Genomic DNA, 17495 nt, shown 5'->3' with positions numbered 1-17495 from the left:
CGCCTTGAGCGAGCCCCTAGACCGCGTTGTCACGGTTCCCGCCTCAGGCCGAGCGGCGCTCGTGATCACCGCAGGCCATGACTGGAGGAGCCACCGTTGTCCACGACGACAGCCACAGCGCGAGCTGTTGAACCACGCGAGTCACCCCCTTACCCCCTGGGCCCGCCCGAGCGGCTCGATCTGGCTCCCGGCTACGGGCCGCTGCTGGCCGCACCCAGGATGACGCGGGTGCGCATGCCCTACGGCGGCGACGCCTGGCTGGCCGTGCGCTACGAACATGTGCGGGAGGTGATGTCCTGCCCGCACATCACCAGGGAGCTGGTCGCGGCGCCCGAAGCGCTCCCCCGCCGGCTGCCCGAACCGCCGCCCGGCGGCTCGATCATGACGATGGACGGCGCCGAGCACGCCAGGCTGCGCAGGCTCGTCAACAAGGCGTTCACCGCGCGCCGGATCGAGGCGATGCGCGCTGACGTCCAGCGCCTCGTGGACGGGTTGCTGGACGGCATGGAAGCGGCGGGCCCGCCCGTCGACCTGGTGGAGGCGCTGGCCGTGCCCCTGCCGGTGCGCGTGATCTGCGCGCTGATGGGCATTCCCGCCGACGACCACGAGCGCTTCCGCTCCTTCACCGAAACCATCATGGGGGCCGCGGCATCAGGGCCCGACGCGGTACGCACGGCCATGGGCGACTTCTTCGCCTACTTCTCCGAACTGATCGCGCAGCGCAGGGCCGAGCCCACCGACGACCTGCTCGGCGGCCTGGTACTGGCCAGGGACAAGGAGGACCGGCTCAGCGAACAGGAGCTGGTCTGGCTCGGTATCGCGCTGCTCATCGGCGGCCACGAGACGACGCTCAACCAGATCGCCAACTTCAGCTACACCCTGCTGACCCACCCGGAGGCGCTGGAGGACCTGCGCGCCCATCCGGAGATCACGCCCCGCGCCGTGGAGGAGCTGCTGCGCTACATCCCCACAGGTGCCGGCTCGGCCCGCGCCCACATCGCCACGGACGACGTGGAACTGGGCGGGGTCACCGTGCGGGCCGGAGAGGGGGTGGTGGTGGACCTGGGCGCTGCCAACTTCGACGCCGCTGTCTTCGCACAGCCGCACCGGCTCGACCTGCGCCGCGAGCCCAACCACCACCTGGCGATGGGCCACTCCTCCCACTTCTGCCTGGGCGCCCAGCTCGCCCGTATGGAACTGAGCATCACCCTGACGAGCCTGCTGCGCCGGTTCCCCGGTCTGCGGCTGGCCATACCGGTGGAGGAGCTGCAATGGAACAGCACAGGACTCATCCGGGGACTGGCACGGCTGCCCGTGGCCTGGTGAGCGGAGGGCCCCGATGACGCGTACGGCGGCGGCCGGCACGGCGGGAGCGGCGAGTGAGGCCGCCCCGCACCCCCACCGGTGGGCCGCGCTCTGCGTCATGCTGACGGCGCTGTTCATGAATCTGCTGGACGTCACCATCATCACCGTCGCCCTGCCGGCGATGCGCGAGGGCCTCGGCTCCGGCTACGCGGCCTCGCAGTGGTTCCTGACCTCCTACACGCTGGCGTTCGGTGCCGGGGTCATCACCGGCGGCAGGCTGGGCGACAGGTTCGGCCGCAGGAGGCTCTTCCTGCTGGGAGTCGTCTGCTTCACGCTGGCCTCGACCGCCTGCGGCATCGCCCCCGACGCTGCGCTGATGATCGCCGCGCGCACGGTGCAGGGCGCGGCTGCCGCGCTGATGGTGCCTCAGGTGATGGCGACGGTCTACGCCGTCTTCCCGCTGCGTGAACGGGGCGCGGCCAGCGGCGCGTTCGGTGCCGTGACGGGCTTCGCGGGAGTCGCGGGGCCCGTACTGGGCGGGGTGTTCGTCACCTACGACCTGGCCGGGCTCGGCTGGCGGGCCATCTTCCTGGTCAACGTGCCGCTCGGGCTGGCCACCCTGGTCGCGGCTGCCCTGGTGGTGCCCGACACCCGCGCCAAGGACCCGCTGCGCATGGATGTGTGGGGGGTTGTGCTGCTGACCGGCGGCCTGCTGTGCGCGCTCTACCCGCTGGTGCAGGGGCGGGACGCGGGCTGGCCGGGCTGGATGCGGGTCTCGCTGGTCGCCGCGCCCTGTGTGCTGGCGCTGTACGCGCTGCACGCGCGCGCCAAGGACCGCAGGGACCACTCGGCACTGGTGCCGCTGCGGCTGTTCTCGCTGCCGGGCTTCGGCGCGGGTACCGCCGTGCTGTTCACCGTGCATGTCGTGATGATCGGCTTCTTCGTCGCGGTCTCGCTCGCCCTCCAGATGGGGCTGGGCTACAGCGCGCTGCGTACCGGTCTTGTCTTCCTGCCCTGGGCGCTGGGCGGGGCGCTCGCCGCGCAGCTCATGCGGTACGCCGTGCCGCGGCTGGGCCGCCATGTGGTGTCGCTGGGCGCGCTGGTGGCCGCTGTGGGGCTGCTGTGGTTCGGCACGGTGCTGAGCGCGGGCGGCGGCTGGGTGCCGATGGCGCCCGGGCTGTTCCTGGGCGGAGTGGGCACGGTGTGTGTGATCGGCCCGTCCTTCATGTTCGCCGGGACGGGGGTGACGGCGCGGGACGCGGGCGCGGCCTCCGGCTCGTGCAACGCGGCGGTGCAGCTGGGCGGGGCCCTGGGCACGGCGCTGCTGGCGGTATGGCTGTTCGCGCCGCTGGCGAGCGCGGCGGCGAAGGCCACGGGCGCCGGAGGCACGTCCGGCGGCGGCTCCAGGCTGGAGCGGCTGGTGGCCGGGGTTCCGGCGGCCGAGCGGGCCGATCTGTTCACGGAAGCCTTCTGGTCCTACACCGTCATCGCCGTCGGCGGTCTGCTGCTGGTTGCGGTGATCGCGCAGGCGCTGCCCAAGGACACGAGCCCCTACGCGCGCTGAGCCGCTGGGGGTCCGGGCCGCTGGGGCCCGGCCGCGCCGGCGTGCCGCGTGAACACACGAGTGCCCCGTCCGTTCCGGACGGGGCACTCGCTTGCGGAAGGTGCGGGACGTACGGACCGTGCGGGACGGCGTGAGGGGCTCAGACGGGGCGGGCGGTGAGGACCCGGGAGTCCAGCGGGCGGATGGGCTCGCTGATGTCGGTCAGCTCGAAGGACGCCTTGCCCAGCAGCGCCCTGAACTCCTCGTCCGTGCGCTCCTTTCCGCCCGTGTAGAGCAGCATGTTCAAGTCGCTGGTGACCATCCGCACCGTCGGAGCCCGGCCGGGCCCCGTGGGAATCACCGGCTCGACCAGCAGCAGGGTGCCGCCCGGCGGGATCGCCGCGCGGACGCTCCGCAGGATGCGCACGCAGTGCTCGTCGTCCCAGTCGTGGATGACCGCCTTGAGCAGGTAGGCATCGCCGCCGCCCGGCACGGCGGTGAAGAAGTCGCCCGCGACCGCCTGGCAGCGCCCGGCGACCCCGGCGGCTGTGAGAGTGGCCTCGGCGCCTTCGCAGCCGGTGGGGGTGTCCAGCAGAATCCCCTTGAGGCCCGGGTGAGCGGCCAGCACCCCTGCCAGCAGGGTGCCGTCGTTGCCGCCGACATCCACCAGGGTCCCGAAGCGCGAGAAGTCGTACTCGACGGCGACGGCACGTGCGGCCCTGCGGGTGTTCTCCGCCATGGCCTCGTTGAATGCCTCGCCGACCGCGGGATGGGCGGCCGTGTACTCGAACACCTTCATGCCGTAGACCTTGTGGAAGGCCGGGTCACCCGTGCGCACGCTGTGCAGCAGCTCGCCCCAGGAACGCCAGCCCTCCTCGCGCAGGTTGAGCAGGGCGAAGGACCGCAGCGAGTCGGGTGCGTCAGCACGCAGCGGGCTGCCCAGCTCGGTCAGCTCGTACTCGCCCTCGGCCGTCTCCGCCGTCAGCCCGAGGCTGGTCATGGCGCGCAGGAGCCGCAGCAGCGAGGGCGGGTGGGTGCCGGTCTGTTCGGCCAGTTCCGCGACGGTGCGGGCGCCGGCTGCCAGCTTGTCGGGGAGGTTCAGCTCGGCGGCGACATGGACGGTCTGGGCCGCCATGTGGCCGGTGAGCATCTCGAACAGCGTCATGGACGAGGTCCGGGCCCCGCCCTCGGTGTCTGTCATGGGTCACCTTCGTCGTTTCCATGGCTCATGGCCTCATGGCCTGTGTCCCCCGCGACCCCCGCGTCCTCAGGCGCGGTGCGGCCTGACCAGCAGGCGCTGGGCCCCGGAGAGGCCCCAGCCGTAGGGCTCGAACCTGCGCTGGAGCACGTCGATCCCGCTGAACTGGTCCATCAGCATGTTGAGCGCGATCTGTCCCTCCAGGCGGGCCAGCGGAGCGCCCAGGCAGAAGTGCACGCCACGGCCGAGACCGATGTGCGGGTTGGGGTCGCGGCGGTGGTCGAAGCGCTCGGCTTCGGCGAACTCGCGCTCGTCGTGGTTGGCCGAGAGCAGCCATGCCTCGATCATCTGGTCGGGCGGGATGGTGACTCCGCTGACCTCGGTGGGCCGCTTGGCGACCCGCTTGGTGTGCATGAACGGGGCGCGCAGGCGCAGCACTTCCTCGACCGCGCCGGGGATGAGCGAGCGGTCCTCGCGCAGCTCCTGGTAGACGCCGGGGCTCTCGTTGAAGCACAGCAGCGCGTTGGCCAGTAGCACGACGGTGGTGACGTGCCCTGTCATCAGCAGCAGCCCGGCGAAGGTGCCGGTCTCCTCGTCGTCCATGCGCACGCCCTCGACCTCGGCCTGCACCAGCTTGCTGATCAGGTCGTCGCGCGGCTCGGCTCGGCGGTTGCGGCAGTGCTGGGCCAGGTACTCGGTGGTGGCGGTGACGGCGCCCTCGACGGCCGCGATCAGCTCGGGGCTGTTGGGGTCGGCGCCGTCGCTGAAGCGGATCGTCTCCGACCACTCGCGGAACAGCGGCTGGTCGGCGGCCGGAACTCCGAGAAGTTCGGCGATGACGGTGACCGGCAGCGGGTAGGCGAAGTCGCGTACCAGGTCGAACTCGTCCTTGTCCTGCACGTCCTTGAGCAGCTCGGCGCAGATCGCGGTGATCCGTGGCGTGAGCTTGTCGATGGCGCGACGCGTGAAGACGGAGGAGACGAGCATGCGCATCTTGCGGTGGTCGGGCGGGTCCATCAGCGTCAGGTCTCCACGGGAGACCCGGCTCTGGTCGGGCACCGCCCTCGTCTGATCGGCGGAGAACTCCTCGTACTCGGTGATGACACGCTGGACATCCGCATAGCGGAAGACATGCCACACCCCGTGCTCGTCCTGCCAGACGGGGTGATCGTCACGCATGGTCTTCAGCCAGGAGAAGAGCTTCCGGCCGCCGTCCTCGACAGACGGCCGCGGCGGTGGGCCTTCATGTGCGGTCACGTTCGCTCCCCTTCCACTCCTCGGTCGCGCCTCGGCTGCGCCCACGCTGACGGGCGGTTCTCGGGGCTCGCTGGAGCGCGGCCTGACGGCGGCCGGGGCCAGGGGCGAGGGTGAGGGACTCACGGTCCCGCTCCACCGGCGCTCCAGCGGGACTCGTGGGGCACTTGAGCCGACGGCCGCACACTGAGCCCATGACCGGCCACTATGGTCCGATGACGAGCGAACCGGACAAAGATGAAGAGCCGGGCGTGCCCTCGCGCGCCGAGGAGACGGACAACGAGGGACAGTTACGCCCGAGGCGCTCCCGCGTCAGGCGGCGTGTGCTGCTGACGGCCGGCGGGGTGCTGGGGGCGGGGCTGCTGGTGGGGGGCGCGTACGGGGTCAACTTCGCCGTGGTCTACCGGAACCGGCGGCAGAGCAATGTGGGCGATCTGGAGTTCGCCAACACGGTGCACATCCCCCGCCTGCTGGAAGGCAGCAGCGACGGGGCCGGCCGGCTGTTCGAGCTGAAGGCCCGCGCTGGCACCACCGAGCTGCTGCCCGGCAAACAGACACCGACCTGGGGCGTCAACGGCACCTTCCTCGGGCCCACACTGCGTGCCCGCAGAGGCGAGAAGGTGCGTGTCGCCTACGACAACAGGCTTCCCGAGGCCACCACCTTGCACTGGCACGGGATGCACCTGCCCGCCACGATGGACGGCGGCCCGCACCAGATGGTGGAGCCGGGCGCGGTCTGGAAGCCGTACTGGACGATCGAGCAGCCGGCTTCGACGCTGTGGTACCACCCGCATCCGCACGAGGAGACCGCCGACCACGTCACGCGCGGCATCGCGGGGATGTTCATCCTCGACGACGAGAAGGAGACCGAGGAGCGCACGGGGCTGCCGCGCGACTACGGCGTGGACGACGTTCCCCTGATCGTCCAGGACCGCAAGTTCAACGACGACGGCACCATGGAGCTGCGCGGCGCCACCACGATGGAGAGCTTCGCCGGGGTGGGCGGAGTGGGCGTGCTGGGCGACACCATCCTGGTCAACGGCACCTACGACCCGCATCTGAAGGTGACCTCGACGCTGGTGCGGCTGCGGCTGATGAACGCGTCCAACGCCCGCGTCTACAACTTCGGCTTCACGGACAACCGCGAATTCCACCTGGTCGCCCAGGAGAACGGGCTGGTGGAGCGCCCCGTGCCGCTGCGCCGCATCCAGTTGGCAGCGGCCGAGCGCGCCGAGATAGTGGTGCGCTTCGAGCCGGGGCAGAAGGCGCTGCTGCGCAGCTTCGCACCGGACCTGGGCAACAGCTTCCCCACCGAGCGCATGGACGGCGGCGAGGACACCTTCGACATCATCGAACTGCGCGCGGCGCAGAAGCTGTCGAAGTCCCGGCCGCTGCCCGAGCGGCTGCGGGACACGCCCCCCGCCATCGAGGTGCCAGGGGACGCGAGGGTGCGCGAGTTCCGGATGAGCGGGACGCAGATCAACGGCAAGGACATGGAGATGACCCGCGTCGACGCGGTCGCAGCGGCCAGGTCCGTCGAGCTGTGGGACGTGACCGCCTCAAGCGACGGAATGCACACCCTCCACATACACGGGCTCGCCTTCAACGTCGTCACCTACAAGGGCAAGCGCCCGCCGGCCCATCTGCGCGGCGCCAAGGACACGGTGCACGTGCCGCCGGACGAGAAGGTGCGGCTGGCGGTCGCGATGCCGCGGCACGTCAACGCCGACTTCCCGTACATGTTCCACTGCCACGTCCTCAAGCACGAGGACAGGGGAATGATGGGCCAGTTCACGGTCGTCAGGCCGGGAACGGAGGACCAGGCTCCGCGCACGATCTCCGCACATCACTAGACCGTGTCCGACGGCGTGCCGCCCGCACCACCGGCACAGCGCACACCCCGGGAACCGTACGCCCAGCACGCCGAGCGACCGAGCTGCCGACCGGAGGCACGTATGAGCAGTACCGTCCAGCCGCCCCGGCGGCGCACCGCCCTGGTGACCGGCGCCAACCGGGGCATCGGCCAGGCGGTGGCCGCCGCGCTGCACGCTGACGGTCACCGGGTGGTCCTCGCGGCCCGGGACGAGGAGGCGGTACGCAAGGCAGCGGCCGAGCTGGGCGAGGGCGCCACGCACGCCGTACTGGACGTCACGGAAGCGGAGTCGGTACGTCTGGCCGCCGCGCACGCAGGCCCCGTTGACATCCTCGTCAACAACGCGGGCGTCCAGCTCGACTGGGGCGAGCGGCCCTCGCGGGTGGACCTCTCCCTGGTCGAGCGCACGCTGGAGGTGAACCTGCTGGGCACCTGGCGGGTCTCCCAGGCTTTCGTGCCCGGCATGGTGGAGCGGGGCTGGGGACGGGTGGTGAACATCTCCAGCGGCACGGGTTCCTTCACGATCGGCATCGCGGACATGTGCCCCGCCTACTCGGTCTCCAAGTCCTCCCTGAACGCGCTGACCGTGATGCTCGCCAAGGAGACCGAGGGCACCGGTGTGCTGGTCAACGCGATCAACCCGGGCCTGGTGCGCACCCGGATGCGCCCTGCGGCCGAGCAGAGCCCGCAGGAGGCGGCCGAGGACATCGTGCGGGCCGCGACGCTGGCGGACGACGGCCCCTCGGGCGTCTTCTTCCGGCGCGGCACGGTCATCGGCTGGTGAAGGGCGGTACGCCGCTGCCTCGACAGATCCTTGAGTGTGACCCAGGTGTCCGGTGATTCGCTGGCGGCCCGAACGTCAGTGCTCACAGGATGTGGTGACGTATGCAGAAGTGGAACAGGCGCCGGGCCCTCACAGCCGGCGGAGCCCTCGGCGCCGCCCTGCTCACCGGGGTCGGCACGGCACGCGGAGCCGGGACGGCACACGGGGCCGGGCCCTCCACCACGCGGCCGGGCGCCCGGCCGGGACCGCTGGAGATCGTGACCGGCGAGGACGGCTTCACCTTCCCGTCCTCGGCGCCTCGGGGTACCACGACCTTCCGGTCCGTCTCCACGAGTGCCACCTGCGGCTTCATCGGTCTCGCCCGGCTGCGCGGCGGCCACGGCGAAGAGGCGTTCAGCGGACTGCTGCGCACCATCTTCACCTCGCAGGTGCCCCAGGAGACCATCAGGGCCACGCGGGAGTTGATGGCCACGGCCGAGTTGTTCGGCGGGGCCGCCGTACACCCGGGCGTCGTCTCGTACTTCACCTCGGAGCTGGAGCCCGGCCGCTATCTGCTGCTGGAGTACCGCGACTTCCAGAGCGACCTGGGCCGCAATCCCGCGCCTGGCCAGGAGTACGTACGCACCCTCACCGTCCGGGACGGGCCCCGGGCACGCGCTGACGGTGCGGTCGGCGCTGACAGCGCTGACGGCTCCGGCGGGACAGCGGGCCGGCCGCGCTGCTCGGCGACCCTGCGCGCCGTGCACACCAGCGAAGGTCCGCGCTTCGTGCTGCGCGGCACGGCACGCGCGGGGCGTCCGCTGCGGTACGTCAACTCCGTACCGGAACAGCCCGACGAGGCGATCATCTACCGGGTGGATGACGACGCGGTGACCGAGAAGGACGTGCAGGCGTTCTTCGACGGCACGGCACCTCCGCCGTTCGCCATCGCCTCGCCCCTGGGCACCCCGCCGCTGTCGCCCGGCGAGGGCGTCACGCTGACCATGCCGACCGAGCCGGGCCGCTATGTCGCGGTCTCCTGGGTGGGCAGCGTGAAGGACGCCCAGCCCATGGCCCGCCACGGCCAGCACCTCCTGTTCCGCGTGCGCTGACACCGGGAGGCGCCGGCGCGGGAAGGCGCTGAACGCCAGTAGACGGTGCATGACAGCAGACGCTGAACGCCAGCAGGCGGTGCAGGCGGTGAACGGCAGCAGACGGTGAACGACAGCAGGCTCCCTGGGTCAGGTCCGTCCGCTGTGCGCGCCGTTGCGGCGGCGAGGAGAGGCCCCGCCGCCGCAGCAACGGCGCGCACCTCACCACGGCCGCGAGGGCGGATTCACGGCGCTGATCTGCGCCGATCCCCTTGAGCCTGGCGCGAGTCGGGAGCGCCATTCTCCTGGAACGGTCCGCCGGCACTCCCCCGCCGCGCCCCCACACAGCGGGGCGCGACGCGGGGGAGAGCGGCGACACCGTCCTGAGACCGGGAGATGATCGACGTGCTCGATGGAGCTTTCGTTACCGACCACATGCGCGCCCTGGCTGTCCATCTGGTCGCGGTCAAGCCGAACCTCCGCATGGAGGAGATCGCACCGGATGCCTCACTGACCGACGACCTCGGCTTCGACTCGATGAACCTGGAGGCCCTGGGGCGCCGAATCCGGGAGGCATACCCGGACTTCGACCTGATGCACTGGCTGGATCAGACCTTCTCGTCCGAGTCGGACAGCGTCGGCTCGATGGCCGAGTCGCTGGCCGCCTGCGAATCCGCGCCGCTGCCGCGCGCGCACACGGTGCCCTATGTCTAGCGGCGCACCGGCCCGCACCGGAGGCCGCACCGGCTCCACAGGTACTACCGACTATGTGGCGCTGGCCCGCGAGTTGGCGCCCCGGTTCGCCGAGCGTGCCGCAGCGCACGACGCCGACTCCAGCTTCCCGCACGAGAACCTCGCCGAGCTGGTCGCCAGCGGCTACACCGCGATGACCGTGCCCAAGGAGCACGGCGGTGCGGGCGCGAGCCTGGCCGAACTGTGCCGGGCCCAGCGCATCCTGGCCGCGGGCTGCGCCTCGACGGCGTTCTCCGTGAACATGCATGTACACGGCCTCGCCATGATCGCCAACCTGGGCGGCGAGAGCACGGCCCGTGCCTGCCGCCAGGTGGCCGAGGGCGCCGTGATCGCCGGGGGCTTCAGCGAGCCGGGCGTGGGCGGCAACTGGTGGCACCCGACCACCAAGGCCGAACCGGTGGAAGGCGGTTACGTCCTCAACGGGCGCAAGGGTTTCTTCACCGGATTTCCCGGCGCCACCCATCTGTTCCTCTCCGCCGCCACCACCGACGACAGGGGACTGCCGCAGCCCATGGCCTTCCTGATCCCCAAGCCTGAGCGCGGCGTGCGGGTCACGGCCGAGTGGGACGCGGCGGGCATGCGCGCGACCGGCAGCCACTCGCTGGCACTGGAGGACCTGTTCGTCGACGAGGAGTCCTCGATCGGCGAGCGGGGCACCCTGCCGCTGCTGTTCATGAACGGGGTGCACTGGGCCTGGTGCAGCTTCGCCTCCTGCTTCGTCGGCATCGCGCGCGGCGCGCTGGAGCATGTGGTCGCCACCCAGCGCAAACGGGTCATCAGCGTCATCGGCAAGCCCAACGCACATCTGCCCGGCATCCAGTTCCGGGTGGCGGAGATGGCCACCAAGCTCGCGACGGCAGAGGCGTATCTGGAGGCGGCGATCCACGCCGACCACGAGAACGTCGACCCGCTGGGCCACTACATCGACATGAGCGTCATGAAGTTCACCGTCACCCGGCTCGCGCACGAGGTCGTGACGCTGGCCATGCAGGTGCAGGGCGGCTCAGGGCTGGCCTCGGCCGACCCGCTCCAGCGCATGTACAGGGACGTGGTCGCCGGGCTGCTGGTGCCGCCCGCCGGCGACGTCGTTCTGGAGTGGGCCGGCAAACAGGCCCTGGACGTACCGCTGTTCGCCGAGCCCCGCTGGGCGGGGTGAGCGCCGTGACCGCGAGGAAGGAACCCGTGGGGATGGGCAGCACCGAAGCCGCGTCCTGGACCCGGCTCACCGAGGAGGTGGCACAGCTCGCGGCCACCTTCGGCAAACGCCGCACAGACAGCGGCGTCAGCGCAGGGCACGCAGGCAGCACAGCCGACGCGCTGGAAGCGCGGACGGCCGAGAACCTCGCCGAGCTGACCTCGGCACTCGGCGCCGACTACGGCGGATCGCTGGTGCGCACCTGCGCGCTGCTGCGGATCGTGGCCGGCGGCTGCGCGCCGACCGCCTTCGCGCTGGCGGCCCGCCTGGCCACGCCCGGCGGGAGCGACAGCGCAGCCGAGGGCAGGAGCGGCGGCGGCGGGAAGGCAGCGCGCGTGGGCGATCACGCCGAGGCCGCCGTGCTGCTCGGCCTCGCCGAGCGCGCCTACGCGCTGGCCGTCGCCGACATCAAGGAGCGCTCGGCCCCCGCGGAGCGCTCACCCGGAGCGCAGCCAGGCGCTCCGCCTCCGGCGCTGCTGCCCGGCACCCAGTTCGCCGTCGCCAGGATGCGCGCGGCGCTGGCCGCCACCACCGCACTGCTGGAGCACTGCGCGCTGACCGAGGACACCCGGGACACCGGGGACACCGGGGACACCGGGGACACCGGGAACGCCGGGGGCGGGGTCCGGGTCGGGGTCGGGGTCGGGGTCGGGCAGCACACCACCCGCGCCGACAGCTCCCTGCCCCGGGTGCAGGCGGCAGCCGCGGCTGAGCAGGTCGTCTCCCTCGCCTACGAGCAGGTGCGCGGCCATGGCGGGGAGGCCGAGCCGAGCATCGCCCGTATCTGGCAGGACCTGAAGACCGGGCCCCGTATCCGCGTCGGCGCCCATGGGGGCCACGAAGCCGATACGGCCGCCGAACTGATCGGCAAGGCCGCCTTCGGCATCGATCCTGCCGAGTCGCCGAGGTGGTTGTGATGGCGGCTTCCGGCAGGCACCTGACGGCCCTGGACCCGTCCTCGGCCACGATCGACAACGACTACTACTCCCTGATCGGCGACTCGTGGTGGGACCCGGAAGGTCCGCTGCGCGCGCTGCACGACATGAATCCGGCGCGGGTGCGCTACTTCGACAGCACCGTGCGCGCCCGCCTGGGCGAGGACAGGTCGGCCGTCCGCGTCCTGGACATCGGCTGCGGCGGCGGGCTGATGAGCGAGCGTCTGGCCGAGCTGGGCTACTCCGTGACCGGCCTCGACCTGTCCGAGGGCTCCGTGGAGACCGCGCGCGCACACGCACGGTCCACCGGTGTCGAGGTGACGTACCAGGTGGGCTCGGCCTATGAACTGCCCGCCGGGGACGGCAGCTTGGACGTGGTGCTGCTCTCGGACGTGCTGGAGCACCTGCACGACCTGCCGGGCGCCGTCGCCGAGTGCGCACGGGTGCTGCGCCCCGGCGGGCTGCTGGTCTTCGACACCATCAACCGCACCGCTGCCAGCTATCTGATGGCCATCCTCGTGCTGGAACGCCTGCTGAAGATCATCCACCCGGGCACCCACAACTGGCGGATGTTCATCCGCCCCCGCGAACTGCACGCGGCCCTGGCCCGGCACGGACTGGCGCTCGCGAAACCGCGGGGGCTGGCCCCCACGGCGCCCCGCCACCGGCTGCTGGCCGCGATCGTACGGCGGCGCCCGCTGGGCGAGTTCGGCCTGACCTCCTCGACGGCGGTCAGCTACATAGGCCACGCCGCCAAGACCGGCACCGACGAGCCCGGGAGGGCACAGCCATGACATGGGTTCGATCAGCCAGCGACAAGAGCATCACCGTGCGCTGCACGAGGGAGCGGCTGCGCGCCCTGGTGAACGACGTGACCGGCTGCGGCCGGCTGATGCCGGGCGTGGAGTCGCTGGAGCGGGTCGCAGAGGCCGCAGACGGCACGGACACCCGCGGCGTCTACCACTACCGCCTGGCGACCGTCTCCAACGGAGCCGTCACCTTCACCCCCGAGTACGAGGCGCGCTTCGACACCTCGGACCCCGACGCGATCACCTGGGAGCCGCACGGCGAGCACAACTTCCGTTCCTGGGGCACCTTCCACATCGAGGATGGCGCGGCCGAGGGCGAGCAGCGGCTGCGCATCGAGACCCGTACCGAGGCGTCCGTCGACGTGGCGCCCGTGGTGGTCGTGCTCATCGAACCGTTCGCGCAGAAGGAGACCGACGAGGTCACAGAGGGCTTTCTGGAAGCGGTCAGAGAAGCCGTTGAGCAAGAGAGAGCGGGAGTGTCGTGACGGCGACAGCGGCGCGCATCGTGGGTCTGGCACCCGCCTCGGTCGGCGAACCCGTCGGCCAGCAGGAGATGTTCGACGCCTTCTACCGCGAGCTGTACAAGGACGTGCCGGAAGCCGAGAGCCTGTTCCTCAACACCCAGGTCCGCGAGCGCTACATGGCCTGGCCGCCGCACAAGCACTTCGCCGACCGGTACCCCAGCATGCGCGAGCGCATGGCCGCCTGGGAGGAGCACGCCTTCGCCATGGGCCGGGACTCGGTCGCCGCGGTGTTCGACGGGGCGGCCGGTACGGTCTCACCGGCGGACGTGGGCAGCTACACCTTCGTGAGCTGCACCGGCTACGCGGGCCCGACCCCCGAGATGCTGCTGGCCAAGGAGTTCGGGCTCCGCGCCGATCTGCGGCGCACCTTCGTCGGCCACATGGGCTGCTACGCCGCCTTCAACGGCATCAAGGTGGCCATGGACTCGCTCACCGCCCGGCCGGACGAGCTGGCGATGGTCACCTGCGCCGAGGTCTGCTCCGTCCATCTGCGCCCTGAGGTCACCAAGGAACAGGTCGTGGTGCACGGGCTGTTCGGTGACGCCGCCGCCACCATGCTGCTGGCCGCGGCAGACGCCGACGAGCCGCCCGCGACCTCGGGGCCTCTGGTGCTGGGCACGCACACCGAGACGCACCCGGAGAGCTTCCGGGCCATGACCTGGAAGGTGATGGACGACGCGTTCCGGATGACCCTGTCGCCTTACGTGCCGCTGTATCTGTCGGAAACCATCGGTCCCTTCGTCCAGCGGCTGCTGGAGCCGCGCGGACTGAGCACCGAGGACATCGCGTACTGGGGCATACACCCCGGCGGACCGAAGATCATCGACTTCATCGGGGAACGGCTCGGGCTGCCCGCCGAGGTGCTGCGGCCCTCCCTGGACATCCTCGGCTCGCGGGGCAACTGCTCCTCCCCCACGGTGCTGCTGATCCTCGACCACCTGATGCGCGACCTGCGCCCGGCACCCGGCGAGTACGGCGTCTTCATGGCCTTCGGCCCCGGCCTGACCATGGAGTCCGCGCTGATCAGGTTCTGAGCCCGGCTCCCCTCGCGTACTTCTTCGACAGATCGCGTACTCCTCCGACGGATGGCGTATTCCTCCGACAGATCGCGTACTTCTCCGACGGATCGCGTACTCCTCCGACAGCTGACGAAAGCGGTGACCCCATGACGACAGGTGAATCACCAGGCATCCAGGACCTGGTCGCCGATCTGCTCACCCAGCAGTGGGTGACCGACCTGTTCACGGAGCTGTCCGAGCGGCAGCAGGAGTCCCTCGCCGTCTCCGGGCAGGTGCGGGCCAAGTCGGTGTCCTCGCACGCCTTCTGGCCCTTCCACGCGCCCCAGTTCCCGCTGGTCACCGAGGAAGCCAGCGGCAGCAGGATCACGGACGTGGACGGCCGCACCTATCTGGACAGCCACCTGGGCTTCGGTGCCCAGGCGCTGTTCGGGCACAACCCGCCCCGCGTGGTCGAGGCCGTACGGGACCTGCTGGGGCGCTCGACGGGCAACGGCTATCTGCATCCGGTCGAGCAGCGCCTGGCCACCCTGCTGGGCGAGTTCGTGCCGCACTGCGAGCGGTTCGCCTTCCTCAACTCCGGCACCGACGCCACGGCAGCCGCGATCCGCCTCACCCGCGCCCACACGGGCCGCCGCATGGTCGCCAAGTTCGAGGGCTCGCTGCACGGCGTGCACGACATCGCCGCGCACAACACCGCGTTCTGGTACCACGGTCACCCGGTCGAGCCCTTCCCCGAGATCGGCGAGCACGGGGTGACGCCCCTGCCGGCACTGACCGGGGTGGCACCGGCGCCCGCCACCGAGCTGCTGATCCTGCCCAACGACACCGAGGCCGCGCTCGCACTGATCGAGAGGCACCGCGAGGAGCTGGCGTGCGTTCTGGGCGAGGCGGTCTCCTCCTCGTACCCCTACGCCGAGCACACCGTGCCGCTGATCCGGCAGGTCGCCGAGCGGTGCGGGGAGCTGCGGGTGCCGTTCGTGCTGGACGAGGTGCTGACCGGCTTCCGCTACGGGCCCTCAGGCGCGGCCGGGCACTTCGACATCCCCGCCGACCTGTACTGCTACGGCAAGGTCGTCACCGGGCTCGGGCTGCCGCTGTCGGTGCTGGGCGGCAGGTCCGACCTGCTGGAGCACATGACGACCTCGGGCCTGGCACTGACCGACCTGGGCCGCAAGACGTGCGTGCAGACCACGCACGCGGGCAACCACCTGTCGCTGGCCGCCTCCTACGCCTCGCTGAGCCTGCTGCGCGAGCAGGGTGACGCCTACTACACGCGCACCCGCGCCAAGGTGGAGCTGATCCGCACCCGGCTGGCCGGCTTCCGCGCCGAGACGGGCATTCCGCTGCGGCTGCTGGGCTTCGGCGACTTCATCGGCTCGTTCGGCTTCACCGCCGAGGAGTCCTACGCGGACTACCGCACCTTCGCCGAGGCGGTCAACCCGATCGGGCTGTTCCTGCTGACGCTGATGCTGCGCCGCCGCGGTGTCTACACGCTGAGTCTGCCGATGCTGTTCACCGGCGACGTGCACAGCGAAGCGGACATCGACGAGATCTCCGGCGCCGTCATCGACTCGGCGCGAGAACTGGCCAAGCACGACTTCCCGTTCGTACTGCCCTGAACGCCCGGCGGACGCCGCGGCCTTCCTGCCCCTTTTCCGAGAGTGGACGGACCGTTCCATGACGACATCCGAGATACCGCGGTCCACGACGGCCGACGACACGCACACGGCCGAGCCGGCCGGTGCCGCTTCCGACATCGTGACCGAGCTGCTGTCGCAGCCGTGGGTGGGCGAGCTGCTCACCGAGCTGGCCGAACGGCAGCGCGGCTCACAGGAGTTGGCGGGGCGCGCGGGCGAGCTGGCCTCGTCCAGCCACGCCTTCCTGCCCTTCCACGCGCCTCAGTTCCCGCCCGCCGTTGTGCGGGCCGAAGGCAGCCGGATCACCGACGTCGACGGCAACACCTATCTGGACATGCACGTGGGCTTCGGCGGCCAGTCCCTCTTCGGGCACAACCCGCAGCCCGTGCTCGACGCGGTACGCGAGGAGCTGACCCACGCCAACACAGGCAACGGCTACCTCAACCACATCGAGCCCGAACTGGCGGCGCTGCTGCGGGAGTTCCTGCCGCACTGTGAGAAGTTCGCCTTCCTCAACTCCGGCACCGACGCCACAGGAGCGGCGATCCGGCTGGCCAGGGCGCACACCGGCAGGCAGCTCGTGGCCAAGTTCGAGGGCTGCTGGCACGGCGTCCACGACGTCGCGGCGCACAACACCTCGTTCCTGGCGCACGGCAATCCGGGTCTGGCGCCCTTCCCCGCCGTGCGCGACGACGGCAGCGTACGGCCCGCCTCCGCCTTCGCCGGAGCCGCTCCCGTCGAGGTGCTGGTCCTGCCCCACCACGCGCCCACCGCGCTCGCGCTGATCGAACAGCACCGGCACGAGCTGGCGTGTGTGATCGCCGACCCGGCCTGCCAGTCGTTCCCCTACACCGAGCACACCATCCCCGAGCTGCGCGAGGTCTCCGAGCGCTGCCGCGCCCTGGACGTGCCGTTCGTACTGGACGAGGTGCTGACCGGCTTCCGCTTCGGGCCCGGCGGAGCCGCTGCCCGCTTCGGGCTGCACGCCGACCTGATCGCCTACGGCAAGGTGACCTCCGGGCTCGGCCTCTCGCTGGCCGTGCTGGGCGGCAGGGCCGAACTCCTGGACATCATGCGCACCTCGGGTCTGTCCGCCGGGGACGTCGGCCACAAGACCTTCCTGGTCAACACCCACTCGGGCAACCATCTGGCGCTGGCCGCCTCGCTCGCCTCGCTGCGGCTGCTGAAGGAGGCGGGGCCCGCCTTCTACGAGCGGATCAACGCCAAGGCGGCCCGGCTCCAGGGCGCGCTGGCCGGGTTCCGGGGGCGCACCGGGATCCCGCTGCGGCTGCTGGGCTTCGGCGAGTACTGCGGCACGTTCGGCTTCGTGGAGAAGGAGAGCTACGCCGAGTACCGCGAGTTCGCCTCGGCCGTGAACGCGATCGGCTCGTTCCTGCTGACCCTGCTCCTGCGGCGCAGGGGCGTCTTCACGCTGAGCATGCCGATGATCTATCTCGGCGACGCGCACGACGAGGCCGACATCGACGAGCTGACCGCCGCCGTCACCGACTCAGCGCTGGAACTGGAGACGCACGGCTTCCCGTTCGTCCTGCCCTGAACCGGCATGGGCTGTCCCGAGCCCACACCAACTGGCCT

15 protein-coding genes are annotated in these 17495 nt (G+C 71.1%); 13 read left to right on the top strand and 2 right to left on the bottom strand.

Features of this window, described 5'->3' with window-relative positions; translation table 11 throughout:
• Positions 1-96: 96 nt before the first annotated feature.
• Positions 97-1326, top strand: a complete 1230-nt coding sequence (locus tag NMN56_RS18905) for a cytochrome P450 (RefSeq protein ID WP_274041565.1) — start codon at positions 97-99, stop codon at positions 1324-1326.
• 13 nt (positions 1327-1339) lie between these two features.
• Positions 1340-2869, top strand: a complete 1530-nt coding sequence (locus NMN56_RS18900; protein WP_274041566.1) for an MFS transporter — start codon at positions 1340-1342, stop codon at positions 2867-2869.
• A gap of 139 nt (positions 2870-3008) precedes the next feature.
• Here the strand turns inward: NMN56_RS18900 and NMN56_RS18895 are convergent, their stop codons facing one another.
• A complete protein-coding gene (locus NMN56_RS18895; protein ID WP_274041567.1) occupies positions 3009-4049 on the bottom strand; it encodes a methyltransferase in 1041 nt (346 codons plus the stop codon).
• A 66-nt stretch (positions 4050-4115) separates the two neighbouring features.
• Positions 4116-5303: a cytochrome P450 gene (locus NMN56_RS18890; RefSeq protein ID WP_274041568.1), complete on the bottom strand. Its 1188-nt coding sequence runs from the start codon at positions 5301-5303 to the stop codon at positions 4116-4118.
• Between the two features lie 191 nt (positions 5304-5494).
• Here NMN56_RS18890 and NMN56_RS18885 point away from each other — a divergent pair, with 191 nt between their 5' ends.
• The 11 genes from NMN56_RS18885 to NMN56_RS18835 all read left to right on the top strand — a co-directional run bounded on the left by NMN56_RS18885 (position 5495) and on the right by NMN56_RS18835 (position 17457).
• A complete protein-coding gene (locus NMN56_RS18885) occupies positions 5495-7153 on the top strand; it encodes a multicopper oxidase family protein (protein ID WP_274041569.1) in 1659 nt (552 codons plus the stop codon).
• A 102-nt stretch (positions 7154-7255) separates the two neighbouring features.
• Positions 7256-7957, top strand: coding sequence for an SDR family NAD(P)-dependent oxidoreductase (locus NMN56_RS18880; RefSeq protein WP_274041570.1), 702 nt, complete (start codon positions 7256-7258; stop codon positions 7955-7957).
• A 101-nt stretch (positions 7958-8058) separates the two neighbouring features.
• Positions 8059-9048: a hypothetical protein gene (locus NMN56_RS18875; protein WP_274041571.1), complete on the top strand. Its 990-nt coding sequence runs from the start codon at positions 8059-8061 to the stop codon at positions 9046-9048.
• Between the two features lie 384 nt (positions 9049-9432).
• A complete protein-coding gene (locus NMN56_RS18870; RefSeq protein WP_280842705.1) occupies positions 9433-9741 on the top strand; it encodes a hypothetical protein in 309 nt (102 codons plus the stop codon).
• Positions 9734-10936 (top strand): acyl-CoA dehydrogenase family protein, encoded by a 1203-nt coding sequence (locus NMN56_RS18865; RefSeq protein ID WP_274041573.1) that lies wholly within the window; start codon positions 9734-9736, stop codon positions 10934-10936. The genes NMN56_RS18870 and NMN56_RS18865 overlap by 8 nt, the downstream gene beginning before the upstream one ends.
• A 32-nt stretch (positions 10937-10968) precedes the next feature.
• Positions 10969-11892, top strand: a complete 924-nt coding sequence (locus tag NMN56_RS18860) for a hypothetical protein (RefSeq protein ID WP_274041574.1) — start codon at positions 10969-10971, stop codon at positions 11890-11892.
• On the top strand, positions 11892-12704 hold the full coding sequence (ubiG, locus tag NMN56_RS18855; protein WP_274041575.1) for a bifunctional 2-polyprenyl-6-hydroxyphenol methylase/3-demethylubiquinol 3-O-methyltransferase UbiG: 813 nt from the start codon (positions 11892-11894) through the stop codon (positions 12702-12704). The genes NMN56_RS18860 and ubiG overlap by 1 nt, the downstream gene beginning before the upstream one ends.
• Positions 12701-13204 (top strand): hypothetical protein, encoded by a 504-nt coding sequence (locus NMN56_RS18850; RefSeq protein WP_274041576.1) that lies wholly within the window; start codon positions 12701-12703, stop codon positions 13202-13204. Before ubiG ends, NMN56_RS18850 begins: the two co-directional genes overlap by 4 nt.
• On the top strand, positions 13201-14277 hold the full coding sequence (locus NMN56_RS18845) for a type III polyketide synthase (RefSeq protein ID WP_274041577.1): 1077 nt from the start codon (positions 13201-13203) through the stop codon (positions 14275-14277). Before NMN56_RS18850 ends, NMN56_RS18845 begins: the two co-directional genes overlap by 4 nt.
• 131 nt (positions 14278-14408) lie before the next feature.
• The gene (locus NMN56_RS18840; RefSeq protein WP_274041578.1) at positions 14409-15881 is read left to right on the top strand and encodes an aminotransferase class III-fold pyridoxal phosphate-dependent enzyme; all 1473 of its coding nucleotides are present in this window, start codon (positions 14409-14411) and stop codon (positions 15879-15881) included.
• A gap of 58 nt (positions 15882-15939) precedes the next feature.
• Positions 15940-17457, top strand: coding sequence for an aminotransferase class III-fold pyridoxal phosphate-dependent enzyme (locus NMN56_RS18835; protein WP_274041579.1), 1518 nt, complete (start codon positions 15940-15942; stop codon positions 17455-17457).
• Positions 17458-17495 lie beyond the last annotated feature (38 nt).

It is taken from the genome of Streptomyces iconiensis, assembly GCF_028657195.3.
Taxonomy (GTDB): Bacteria; Actinomycetota; Actinomycetes; order Streptomycetales; family Streptomycetaceae; genus Streptomyces; species Streptomyces iconiensis.
The sequence above is the reverse complement of the archived record's forward strand: the minus strand, read 5'-3'. Positions and strand labels throughout refer to the sequence as shown.